The organism is Pseudomonas sp. DWP2-2 (assembly GCF_049897065.1).
GTDB classification, from domain to species: Bacteria; Pseudomonadota; Gammaproteobacteria; order Pseudomonadales; family Pseudomonadaceae; genus Aquipseudomonas; species Aquipseudomonas paracarnis.
In genome coordinates, this window is sequence record NZ_JAFCVN010000014.1 from 1 (window position 1) to 12,671 (window position 12,671).

The 12,671-nt window shown below is 58.1% G+C and carries 9 protein-coding genes; 4 read left to right on the plus strand and 5 right to left on the minus strand.

Translation table 11 applies throughout. From position 1 onward, the window contains the following. Positions 1-279: 279 nt before the first annotated feature. The 4 genes from rhtA (at position 280) to ACP7CZ_RS23295 (ending at position 3,067) form a co-directional block, all read left to right on the plus strand. Positions 280-1,167, plus strand: a complete 888-nt coding sequence (gene rhtA, locus ACP7CZ_RS23280; protein ID WP_038449645.1) for a threonine/homoserine exporter RhtA — start codon at positions 280-282, stop codon at positions 1,165-1,167. Between the two features lie 163 nt (positions 1,168-1,330). Further along, entirely contained in the window at positions 1,331-1,612 is a 282-nt protein-coding gene (locus ACP7CZ_RS23285; RefSeq protein WP_003190182.1) for a hypothetical protein, read from the plus strand. A gap of 98 nt (positions 1,613-1,710) precedes the next feature. After that, positions 1,711-2,442, plus strand: a complete 732-nt coding sequence (locus tag ACP7CZ_RS23290; protein ID WP_014717823.1) for an SDR family oxidoreductase — start codon at positions 1,711-1,713, stop codon at positions 2,440-2,442. Between the two features lie 34 nt (positions 2,443-2,476). Next, the gene (locus tag ACP7CZ_RS23295; protein WP_054897887.1) at positions 2,477-3,067 is read left to right on the plus strand and encodes a 2-hydroxychromene-2-carboxylate isomerase; all 591 of its coding nucleotides are present in this window, start codon (positions 2,477-2,479) and stop codon (positions 3,065-3,067) included. 38 nt (positions 3,068-3,105) lie between these two features. Here the strand turns inward: ACP7CZ_RS23295 and ACP7CZ_RS23300 are convergent, their stop codons facing one another. From ACP7CZ_RS23300 to ACP7CZ_RS23320, 5 genes are all read right to left on the minus strand, one after another. Beyond that, the gene (locus ACP7CZ_RS23300; RefSeq protein WP_294191518.1) at positions 3,106-4,914 is read right to left on the minus strand and encodes an aminopeptidase P family protein; all 1,809 of its coding nucleotides are present in this window, start codon (positions 4,912-4,914) and stop codon (positions 3,106-3,108) included. Positions 4,915-4,963: 49 nt separating this feature from the next. Beyond that, positions 4,964-6,124: a cysteine desulfurase family protein gene (locus tag ACP7CZ_RS23305; RefSeq protein WP_057978101.1), complete on the minus strand. Its 1,161-nt coding sequence runs from the start codon at positions 6,122-6,124 to the stop codon at positions 4,964-4,966. Positions 6,125-6,360: 236 nt separating this feature from the next. Then, positions 6,361-7,731 carry a DUF1552 domain-containing protein gene (locus ACP7CZ_RS23310; protein ID WP_294191519.1) on the minus strand — a complete coding sequence of 457 codons (1,371 nt, stop codon included), beginning with the start codon at positions 7,729-7,731 and terminating at the stop codon, positions 6,361-6,363. A 2-nt stretch (positions 7,732-7,733) separates the two neighbouring features. Beyond that, on the minus strand, positions 7,734-11,810 hold the full coding sequence (locus ACP7CZ_RS23315; RefSeq protein WP_294191521.1) for a DUF1592 domain-containing protein: 4,077 nt from the start codon (positions 11,808-11,810) through the stop codon (positions 7,734-7,736). A 385-nt stretch (positions 11,811-12,195) separates the two neighbouring features. After that, positions 12,196-12,465, minus strand: a complete 270-nt coding sequence (locus ACP7CZ_RS23320) for a hypothetical protein (RefSeq protein WP_054921668.1) — start codon at positions 12,463-12,465, stop codon at positions 12,196-12,198. Positions 12,466-12,671 lie beyond the last annotated feature (206 nt).

Genomic DNA, 12,671 nt, shown 5'->3' on the forward strand with positions numbered 1-12,671 from the left:
CGATGAACTGAAGCAACTTGCTGCCGAAAACTGCATAACTCATTGTTTACCAAGGAGTTTTCCGTTTCGACTGCGCCGGAAGTGGGGCGAATTATAGGCTTCCAGAATCTGCCGTCAACACAATTATTCGGTTTTTCTATCAAATACCTCAAAAACCCGATGCTCCCACTATATAGATAGCTACAAGGCAGCATTTGAGCAATATATTGCTCATTCGTCGACAGTTAAGCATCATAGCGCCTCGTATTTATCGATCATGACTTCGGAAGAACTACCGCAATGACCACCCCACCTCGCAGCCTGGCATCCGCATTGTTTCCGATCGGCCTGCTATTGATCGCCATGGCGTCCATCCAATCCGGTGCGTCATTGGCCAAAAGCATGTTTCCTATTGTTGGCGCACAAGGCACCACTGCTCTGCGTTTGATTTTCGCCAGTGTGATCATGCTGGTGCTATTACGCCCATGGCGCGCCACGCTGACGGCCAAGTCCTTGCGCACGGTGATCATTTACGGGATGGCGCTGGGCGGCATGAACTTCCTCTTCTATATGTCCCTTCGTACCGTACCGCTGGGGATTGCCGTAGCACTCGAATTCACAGGCCCGCTTGCCGTCGCTATCTATGCCTCGCGCAGAGCTGTCGACTTCCTGTGGATTGCCCTGGCGATCATCGGCCTGCTGCTGTTGATTCCGATGGGCGAGGCCAGTAGCGGTATCGACTGGGTCGGCGCGGCTTACGCACTGGGCGCAGGCGGATGCTGGGCCCTCTATATTTTATTCGGCCAAAAGGCTGGGAACGACAATGGTGTTCAGACCGCTGCACTCGGCGTGATGATTGCGGCCCTGTTCGTCGCACCGATCGGCATCGTGCATGCGGGCGCCGCGCTGCTGACGCCCGCCCTGATCCCTATCGCCATTGGCGTCGCAATTCTGTCCACCGCCTTGCCCTACACCTTGGAGATGGTCGCACTGACTCGCCTTCCCGCTCGCACATTCGGCACGTTGATGAGTATAGAACCGGCGTTCGGCGCCCTCTCCGGCCTGTTCTTTCTGCATGAGCATTTATCCCTGGCCCAATGGCTGGCCATCACCTGCATTATCCTGGCTAGCGTAGGCGCGACGTTGACGATGCGCAACGAATCCAAACCACTGGTGCCTGCCGACTGATCATCTTTAAAGCCAGCTCTGGTATTTGCCGCTCATTTAGGCCATGTTTAGGCCGTAACCGAATGTCATTCATGGAGAATTTCGACACGGACAGCATGAACGCTTCGCTCGAGAGCGAGTAAAGCGGCTCTGTTCTTTTGCAGGGCGGCTATTAAGGATGGGAATGAAACGAATTTTGATACTGTTGCTGGTTGTGGGCATCGCTGGCTGTGCTGCAACCACAAAAACAGAAGTGAAACGGGGTAAAAAAGGGCTGCATATCAACTGTTCAGGCCTGTCCTCCTCCTGGGACCAGTGCTACACCAGTGCAGCCAACTCATGCGGTGCCAAGGGCTACCGGGTGATAGCCAAATCCGGCGATAACTCCGAAGAGCCTGGGGACTATCCCTTCGGCCTCAACCCAGCCGGCTATACCAGCCGCAGTATGATCGTCATCTGCAAATAGCTGCCCGAGCAGTCTTTCCTGACTGCTCATCTTAAATTCAGGCCAGTTGCGGCACGAAGGCTAAACTCCTGCTCGACCATCGAACCAATGGAGTTCCCATGCCGCACAACAAGAAAATCGTATTAGTAGTGGGTGCCGGTGACGCGACCGGCGGCGCCATAGCCAAACGCTTTGCCCGCGAAGGCTACATCGCCTGCGTCACCCGTCGCAGCGCCGACAAACTGCAGCCCCTGGTAGACAGCATTCAGTTGGCGGGCGGTGAAGCCCATGGTTTTGCCTGTGATGCACGTAAAGAAGAGGACGTGATCGCTCTGGTCGAGCAAATCGAAACCGAGCTGGGACCTATTGAAGCGTTCGTCTTCAACATCGGCGCCAATGTGCCTTGCAGCATTCTGGAAGAAACCGCACGCAAGTACTTCAAGATCTGGGAGATGGCGTGCTTCTCCGGCTTCCTGAACGCACGGGAAGTCGCCAAACGCATGGTCACGCGTAACCGCGGCACTATCCTGTTCACCGGAGCCACCGCCGGCTTGCGCGGAAGCGCGGGGTTTGCTGCCTTCGCTGGCGCCAAGCATGGGATACGCGCCCTGGCACAAAGCATGGCGCGGGAGTTAGGCCCGATGAACATCCATGTCGCCCATGTGGTAGTCGACGGTGCCATCGATACCGACTTCATTCGCGAGAACTTCCCGCAAAAATACGCCCTCAAGGATCAGGACGCCCTCCTCAACCCTGACCATATTGCCGACAACTACTGGTTCCTGCATCGCCAGCCACGGGACGCCTGGACGTTCGAACTGGACCTGCGCCCCTGGAATGAAACCTGGTGACTCCCTCTATAACAATAAGCAGTGAGTACAGACCATGAGTAAAACCCTGGAGTTCTTCTTTGATCTCGGCAGCCCCGCGACTTACCTGGCCTATACCCAGTTGCCGGCGCTGTGCGCTAAAACCGGCGCACAGGTGGTGTATCAACCGATGCTGTTGGGCGGTGTATTCAAGGCCACGGGCAATGCCTCGCCGATCATGGTGCCCGCCAAGGGGCGCTATATGCTCGATGACCTGGCGCGTTACGCCAAACGCTACAACGTGCCGCTCAGGTTCAACCCGCACTTTCCCATCAATACCTTGGTGCTGATGCGCGCCGTCACCGGCATTCAAATCCACCAGCCTGAGCGCTTCCTCGACTTCATCGACTGCCTGTTCCGCGCACTCTGGGTGGAAGGCCGTCACCTGGGCGACCCAGAGGTCGTGGCCAATGTGCTCACCGAACAGGGGTTCGATCCCGAGCAGGTACTGGCCCTGTCCAATGATGCAACCGTCAAGGACGCTCTCAAGGAAAAAACCGAACGAGCCATTAAGCGCGGCGTGTTCGGCGCTCCCAGTTTCTTTGTAGGAAACCAGCTGTTCTTCGGCCAGGACCGCCTGGACTTTGTGCGTGAAGCCCTCAGCTAGGTGTTGATTGCAGCCGGCAATGCCTTGGCTGCAACCGATCAAATCGCCGCAGTGCGCACCTGCAACCATTCAAGCGCTGCACCATTGAGCAGCGGGCTCAAACGCTCACGCACCTGGGCGTGATACGCGTTGAACCATTCACGCTCATCCGCCGTGAGCAACGACGGCACCAGGCAGCGGGTATCAATTGGGCACAGGGTCAGGGTTTCGAACTTGAGGAATTCGCCAAACTCGGTCTTGCCCGCTTCACGGTTCAACACCAGGTTCTCAATGCGCACGCCCCAACGGCCAGGGCGATAAGTACCCGGCTCAATTGAAGTGATCATCCCTGGCTGCATCGCCGTTTGTGGCGCCGCAGCAGCCTGATAGGCAATCACCTGCGGACCTTCATGCACGTTGAGGAAATAACCTACGCCATGGCCTGTGCCGTGACCGTAGTCGACGCCTTCTGCCCAGATCGGCGCACGGGCAATGGCATCCAGCAACGGTGAAAGAATGCCCTTGGGGAACTGCGCACGGGACAGAGCAATCACGCCCTTGAGCACTCGCGTGCAATCGCGTTTCTGCTCCTCACTCGGTGTACCGACAGGCACCATCCGCGTGATGTCCGTGGTTCCGCCCAGGTACTGACCGCCGGAGTCGATCAAAAGCAAGCCATCACCTTCGATCAGCGCATGCTCTTCTTCGGTGGCGTGGTAATGCGGCATCGCGCCGTTGGCATTGAAAGCGGCAATGGTGTTGAAACTCAGCGATACATAGCCGGAGCGGCGGGTACGCGCAGCGGTCAGGTGCTCGTCAATCGTCAGTTCGGTAATGCGTTCACGGCCCAGGGCGCTATCGAGCCAGGCAAAGAATTCACACAGCGCCGCCCCATCCTGCTCCATGGCTTGGCGGATATGTTCCGCGTCCGCCAGGCTCTTGCGGGATTTGGCTAGTGTGGTGGGGTTGAGGCTTTCAACCAGCTTGACGCCCGCGTCGAGGTTTTCCAGCAAGCCGGCGGTGACGCGGGCGGGGTCTACTTGCAAGCTTGCGCCCGCCGGTACCGCTCGCAGCGCTTGCGCCACCTCGCTGTAATCACGCAGGGTCACGCCATCCTGCTCAAGCACCACCCGCAGTTGCGCATCGACCTTGCCCAACGCCACAAACAAAGTGGCCTGTTGCTGATTGATCAAGGCAAAGGACACAAACACCGGATTGAACGAAACATCAGCGCCGCGCAGGTTGAATAGCCAGGCGATGTCATCCAGCGTCGCGATGAAATGCCAATCGGCGCCCTTGTCTTTCAAACTGGCGCGCAAGGCGGCCAGTTTCTCGCCACGACTGACGGTGGCTTGGGGCGGCAGATGCTGATAGATCGGCTGGTTCGGCAACGCCGGGCGGTCTTGCCAGACTTCATCGAGCACATCGATATCGGTACGCAGACGCGCGCCACGCTCGGCCAACTTGCCACCCAGGGTACGTGCCGAGGCCACGGCCATGACCGCACCGTCCACCGCCACCACGCCACCCTCAGGGGTTTGCTCGGCCAGCCACTCCAACGGTCCAGGCTGACCCGGTTGCAGCTTCACCAACTCGATACCGCTGCCCTTGAGCTCCTTGGTCGCCTGTTCCCAATACCGGCTATCCGCCCAGACCCCGGCAAACTCCGCCGTGACGATCAGGGTGCCCACCGAACCATGAAACCCGGACAACCACTGGCGCCCTTGCCAGTAACCCGGCAAATACTCGGACAAGTGCGGGTCCGCCGACGGCACCAGCAGGGCGTGAATGCCTTCGCGGCGCATCAGTTCACGGGTATGCGCCAAGCGCTGGGGAACCGTTCCATGGGTCAAAGGCTGCGTACTCATTGTATCTCCTGCTAACCACTAATAATTGTTATGTATTGCAAATGAAGTATCAGACAGCCCAGAACGCTGGTGCGCTGGCCTGTACCGTCTTGATCAATTGCACAGCTTCGTCGATATCCCGCTCGGTGGTGAACCGGCCCAGGCTCAAGCGAATAGTGCGACCAGCGCTGCGGGCATCATGCCCCAGGGCCACCAGGACGTGGGACGGTGCATTGCTAGCCGAATTGCACGCTGAAGTCGCCGAAAAGGCAATGCCCGCACTCAAGGCGGCAGCGTTGAATTCGCCTTCGCTGAACGTCAGGCTGAGGGTGTGGGGAATACGCTGGGTTGGGCTGCCATTGAGGCGTACTCCGGGAATCGACGCCAACTGCTCCAACAAACGTTCACGCAAGGCCACGATCTGCGCCTTTTCCTCAGCAAAGTACGCCGCCGCCAGAGCGAACGCCGTGCCCATGCCCGCAATCTGATGCGTCGCCAGGGTGCCCGAACGCAAGCCACCTTCGTGGCCGCCGCCATGAATCTGCGCCAACACTTTCTGTTGCGCACGAGGCCCAACGTACAGCGCGCCAATGCCTTTTGGGCCGTAGAGCTTGTGGGCGGAAAAAGACATCAAATCCACCGACCACTGCGCCAGGTCAATGGCAACCTTGCCCGCCCCCTGTGCCGCGTCCACGTGAAACAGCGCGCCCTGCTCACGCACCCGCGCGCCGATAGCCGGAATGTCGTTAAGGGTGCCCAGTTCATTATTGACCAGCATCAAAGACACCAGAAAGGTGTCCTCACGCAATGCCTCACTGACAGCCTGAACGCTGATCAAGCCATCGGCATCGGGCACCAGATAGGTCACAGCCACGCCGGCTTCCTGCAACTGCCGCGCGGTGTCGAGTGTGGCTTTGTGCTCGATCTGGCTGGTGATGATATGCCCACCAGCCAGCCCTCGCGCCTGGGCCACCCCTTTGATCGCAAGGTTGTTGGACTCGGTGGCACCGGAAGTCCAGACAATTTGCTCAGGCTGGGCGCCGACCAATTCGGCTACTTGCCGTCGCGCCTGCTCAACCGTTTGCCGGGCCGCCTGGCCGAATGCATGGGAACTGGACGCAGGGTTGCCAAAATTGGCATTGAAACCCAGGCACTCGACCATCGCCTGGATAACTCGCTCATCCACTGGCGTGGTGGCGGCATAGTCGAAATACAACGGACGTTTATTCATGGCGTAAAACTCGCAGAGCGTGTTCCCGAGAGCGGCGTCCCGGGGGCATCGAACAGAACAGAGGTCGTCAGGTTTAACTGATCGAGTGCCATTGAAGAAGAACCACGTGATGTAAATGTGCGTAGGAACGCTCCTGATTTTCAGCTTAACAGGCTCAAAGGCGATTGGGTGCAAATGCAAAAAGCCGAAAAATCCGCCATACGGAATTTTCGGCTTTTAGTGCAGCGCCAGGCGACTCAAACGTTAGTAAACAACCCGCTCACAGGATCGATGTTTCCGTTGTAGGGCACAACGGTTCCGGCTGCCCGGGCGATGGTGGCCCAGATTCGCTGCATATCGACCATTTTATTGCCAATGACCGGGTTGCCTTCTTGTTGACGATCACCCTGGGCCGTGATGTTGAAATAGCGTCCTGCGCCATCGCCGCTCTTCAACAACCCGCTGGCCCCGCCCATCAGTACCAGCGGCATATCCTTCGTATGCTCCGGGGCACCATCGGCCATCTCGCTGGTGAATACCACAAGCGTGTGTTCAAGCAGGCTGTCACCCGGCACGTCGGGATCGGCACGCTTCGCCAACTCGTCCATGAACAACTTGGCTCGCTGGGTATACCACTGCCGGGATCGTTTCCATACGTCCAGCCCAGCATAACGATGGGCGCAGTCATGGGGGTTGGTCACATTACTGACGTCCAGGATATTGAGCGACTCCGCCGAGCGCCCGACTTGAATCGTCGCTACACGCGTGATGCCACACCCCAGCGCTGTGGCAACCACCTGATGGTGGTGATGCTGTACCTGGTTACGAAATTCCGCAGATTTGAACGGCAACGTTTCCATCTGCAAAGGCGAACATTCGCCAATGGGTGGCAGAGTTTCTTCCATGTCTTTCATGACCTGCTCAACCGAATCAAGCTGCATATCGAGCTTCTGCTTTTGCGCCCCCGCAAGTCTGCCTCGCAGCTCGTTGATATCCGCCAGCACCGGATCAAATACATGCATGTTTCGCACCTGCTGCTCGCGCACCTCACGACCGACCGTGCCAAAGATCTTCTCGTACATCACCACCGGGTCCTGCTCAGGCCTGCGCATTGCGCCGCCATTCTCCGGCCCTTCCCAGGATACCTGCCAGGCAGTCCCGTCAATGCCCGAATGCGGCCCGGCAAAAAGACTCCGCTGGGTCGGATCGGTTCCCGGCATATGGCGGCCAAGCAACACATCAATCGACGCCATCTTCTTCTCACGGTCGCGCAACGCCCACGTCCAGCCGTTATGGCCTTCATTGCCAGGGCCCAGAATCGTGCCACGCAGGTACAAGGACTGGTTTTTATAGGCCGCCAGCTCCTGGCTGACCTCGTTGAGCTGGAAGTCGGAAGTGTCCAAAGCTTCGGCAGCGGGATGCCAGAGGCCTCGACCATCACTGGAATAGGCGGTTGCAGAGTCGACTGCCAGGCCATCAGGCACCACAAAGAAAACCACTTTTAACTTGGCCTGCTGGTTTTGCCCGGCCAAGGCCATACGCGCCAGGCCACACTGGGTGAGCGGGCCGAACACACCTACCGCAGCCAGGCCGGCCAGAAAGCGACGACGACTTTTCAAGATATCCATGATCAATCCCTCTGCGTCTTGAATTGGAACGCGTTGGAGGTACCCAGCGTGCGCAGCATCCCTGGTAATGAGCCATTGCCCTTCAGCCCGTCGACCAATGCCTTGACCGTTGCGGAAGTGGACTCGTCGGATTTGTTGCCCGAAGCGAAACGGAAATAGCTATCCGCCATGCAGAACAGAGACGCCGAGTTGTGCGCGATCAGCTTGGAAATACCTCGTACATCGTCGATAGGCACCGCGCCATCAACCCCAATGAACGGACCGGACGCTTTGATCGGCAACTGCACAGGGAACTGCGCGTAGTTGTAGGCAGGCTCCTGCTGGCGATAGCGCCCGGCAGCGTCGTAATGCTCCATCGATGCGCCGGTGTCGTTCATGTACTGATGGCACTGCCAGCAACGCCCTCCCGAAGCCTGCTCACCATTAATCAGGTCCCAGCGTTCACGGGTACTGATCGCACGCGCAGGGTAGGCCGGCTCTGTGGGCTCGGCTTCCACCGGCGCCCCAAACTCCCGGCAGAAAAGCTGCTCGCGAATGGCAATGCCGCGCTTGACCAGTGAGGTGACCTGATAGTCAGAGGTAGAGGCCTGAAAAAGTCCCAAGTGCAACAAGCCACCCCGTTTCTCATCCACGGCGACTTTGTGCAGCGTGTCACCGGTTACGCCGCCGATACCGTAGTGTTCGGCCAGAGCCTTGTTGAGGAACGTCACACCGGGGTTGAACAGCTCGTCCAACGTCCCCTTGCCGTCGAGCATCACGTGACGGGTCAACAGGGCCTGCTCCTGGGTCATCAACTGGATCATCTGTGCGCTCAGGCCGGGCTTCTCCTGCACCCCGCGCTGAGTCTTGATGTAGTAACTGATGAACCGATTGAACTGCTCAAGCCCGCGCTCACTGCGCATCATCCGGTCTATTTCTGCGCTGATTTGCTGCACTGTCCGCAACTCGTTGCGCTCTGCCTTGGCCAGCAGTTGCGCGTCCGGAGTGGTGCCTTGATAGGTGTAGGACAATGCAGTTGCGGTCTCATAAGGGGTGAGCTTGTAGACCTCGGCCTGCCGCGCGACAGCCTGGCCCAACTCCGAGCGATACAGGAAGTTGGGCGACAGCAGCAGCGCAGCGATCAGCGCCCGCTCTCCGTGCTCATCCAACACCGCCTGATAACGCGACAACTCAGACGGGCTCAAAGGACGGCGGAACACTTGATAACCCAGGGCACTGACCTCAAGGGTACCGGCAGTGGATTTGAAGCGTTTTACACGTTGAGGTGCCACTTGCTCGGCGATCGACACCGCCATGCCATACAGCTGCTTGATGTCTTCAGCCTGCAGCAGCCCTTTGCTGGCTTCACCTGGGAACTTGAAGTCTTTCTCGGATTTATCTGCCGGCAGCTTCTGGGTATTGACCTCCACGCCGAGTATGTCCTTGACACTGGCCGCGTATTCATCGCGCGTCAGCAAGCGCAACTGGCGCTGACCGTGAGCCTCGTTCGGGCTCAGGTAGGGCGCCCACACCACCTCAAACAAATGCTTGCTGATTTCGGTCGCACAGGTGGTGTCGCAATGCCCGGCCACCGGCATGCTCTGGATTTGCCGCACCAACGCATCCTGGCCAGCACTGCTCCATGCCACCGCCATGCGCAGGTTGTTGAAAAACTCCACCGCGTGGCATTTGGTGCAGGATTCGGCAAGCACTGTTTCGCCCAATTTCGGTTCATGACGGTAACTGATAGGTAACAGTTGCTCGTCCTGGCTGTCCTCGTTGATACGCAGCGCTACCTGTTCCGGCTGTGGCAGCTCCTGTGGGTAAAAGGGATAGATGACCTCGTAATCCCCATAGTCCAGAAGCTCGGTGACACTTTCGCCCCAAGGCACCTGCACCACTTTGGGCTCGGTGCTCGTAGAGCCCTTGAGCTTGAGGGTGAAATGCCAAGTGGAATCCGTTACTGACGCAGGCTTGGGCGGCGCCAACACCGTGATGTTGATATCCAGCTTGATCGGCCGCTCACGGTACTGCATGTTCAACACGTGCTTGTTGTCGTCGGCAGACAAGGTAAGTGAAGTATTGCGCGTCTGTGGAATCCAGTTTTTCACATCATTGAGCCGAACCTGGTAAGTCCCGTAGGGCAAACCCTTGAGCACCAATGCGGCATAACTGTCAGCAGGGTTGAAGGATGCATGGAACTGGCGGGTATTACCGCCCGGCGCAATCAGCGTGCCACTGATCATCTCATTCTCCAGCTCAGGTGCCGGTGCGAGCGCCGGCCGCAGGGTCAACTCTGTGTTCGGCAACCCTGCTGGGTCATAACTGACGCGATAAATCACCCCGGCGACGTCATCGGAGATCAGCAGGCTGTTGTCCGGTAGCGCCAGGAAGTCAGCCGGCCGACCAATGCAGGAGTCGTCCAGGCAATACACATCGAAACGCAGGGGGTCTTGGATAAACCCATTGATCAACGGGATCTGATTGACCACTCGCGTTCCGTCCTGGATCGAGACGAGTCGCACATCCATACCCGGCCGCTCGGCCGTGCCCGCTCCATGCACGGCAACCAGCATATTCTGCGAACGTGTGCGAGCCGGGTAACCACTCCAGAACTTCAGCCCCAGAGGTGCGGTGTTGGTACCCAGCTCGAAAGCGGCAGGCACGTAGTCTTTCGGGTCGATCTGCTGCCGGGACTTATCGGAAACAATCGCTCCCTGAACCAAGGGCGGCTGGATCACCGCCGGGTTGCCAAACTCCTCATCGGTGAAACCCGGCGTGCCTTTGCCAAACAGATAGGGCACACCGAAGTGCTGGTTTGGGCCGCTGATGCGGTTGATTTCGTCGGGGTTGGGGTAGCCCTGGCGGTTGTTGTCGGTGAACCAGATTTCACCGGTCTGCGGGTTCCAGTCGAACCCCACAGAGTTGCGCACCCCTTTTGCAAGAATCTGCGCTTTACCGGTCACGGTGTCATAACGCAGTAACGTGCCGTAACGCGGGTCAGGCGGGATCATGCACAAGTTGCAAGGAATGCCGACGGCGGTGTACAGGCCAGTGTCGGCGGGGTCCAGCGGGTTGAAATGCAAAGGGTGCTTCATATGCCAGAAGCGAGTGCTGGAGCCAGACGCCACGGAAGGCAGAGGAAATGGCGCATCGTCGGCGGGGAATTTGAACACCCGCTCAGGCGAAGGATCCTTGTAATGCGCATCGGCATCGCGCAAACGATAGAGGCCGCCAGTGGTCGAGTAGTACAAATCACCGTCGCGATACACCACACCGTGCGGCTCCTCCAACCCGCTGGCAATCACGTAGATGCCGGTGGGTTTGCCGGCATTGTCCAGGGGCAAGGCATAGATCATATCGGCGATTTTCCCGTCATAGACGTAGGATGGAATCGCACTGGAGCCCACATAGAGCACGTCCTTGCCCATCGCCATCTGCCGAGGCTGTATCAGCCCCTGGGCAAACAATTCAATCTTGACCCCTGGCAGGCCGCTGAGCCTGCCCACCTGCACCGGTGGCCGATACTTCAGGGTGACCGCCTGTTCCTCACCCTCCTCTCGCTGGAAGGAAACGATACGCGGTGTGTTCAAGGGCACAAACCCACCAGCGGGGTTCATCACCAGTTGGTAGTCGCAGGCCTTCAGGTTATCGAGGTGAATGGTTTCGCCGGACTTGGCACTGATCGGGATCTCCTCGGCTTTGCAGCGCAATACGCCAGTGACTACCTGATCGGCCCGCGCCACGCCCGGGGTTGGCTGGCTGATCGGCCCCCGGCCGCTTAACGTGCTGAAGTTCAGGGTCAGACGGTTACCCTGGAAGCCACCGCATTCCCCCAGATCCTTCCAGGCATCGCCCCAAATCTCGACACCATGAGAGGATGGCTGCCCGGGGTTGTAATCGGGCTGGTTGCACCATTGCCAACTGCCCGGCCCGTGCGGCGATTTGTCAGTGTCTTTCCAACATTCAAACTCGTGGGTTTTGTCCTGCTGGTTTTTGTTCTGCACCTGGTCGCCTTGTCCGTAGACGGTCCCAGCTTGGTAGGCAGGTGCCGTACAGGCCGCCGCCGAAACCTCCACACTCAGCAACGCGAAGAACACGCCAGGCAAACTCCAACCACAGCGCGAAACAAGCAAACCCCACCCGATCGACATCCTCATGATCACCAGCCTCAATGGCAGGCCAGGCGTATTTCTATCGAAGAAAGACTGCGCAGTTTCACGATCCCGTCAGAAAGCACCCGGCACGGAGTCACGCGCCGCGAACGGCTGACGCAACCCGAAGTACATTCAATTTGGAATGTCTTGCAATGCTATTCCACAGCGAAACTACGACATGGCACGAAGCCAAAGAGACAGGAAAAATCAGACACTCGACTCAACCATCCGCCTGCATCATGCAGCCGTGATGCGTTGCTAAGGCTAAGTTCTAGCCGACAGATATCAGCTCGTCAAACTGGAAGACGTACCTATCGTCACCCGGCTCTCAACTCGCACGGCCGCTGCGCTGTGCGGCGCGCTGTGCGTTCATTTCAGCCTGCTGATCAAAGCCAAAGGTTTTCTGTGGCTGGCCAGTCAGGGCAGCACGCTGCTGTTGGTATTCATCAAATGACAACCCGCGACGACTCAACGCTTCCAACGCCAACTGTTTGGTTTCTTCTGCCGTGTAAGGGCGCATCTCAGGCGATGGGTGAGTCGCGCACCCGGCGAGAACAGAGATGACAGACAGTAACGAAATTGCGAGTAGACGGTTCATGGCGGCGGTCCTGCTGGGGAGATTTCGAGTCAATGAACACAGGCTACTCCCGCCCCCCTGCCATGAAAAATCAACGCCCGTGATAGTCGCTATCAACCGTTACAGCAGGTTCGATAGCGCGACCCACATATTCATTTTCGTTCTATAAATATTTAAATACATTCATTTACGGAATAAAATCAACCCTTTATAAGTGGCGTCACGTA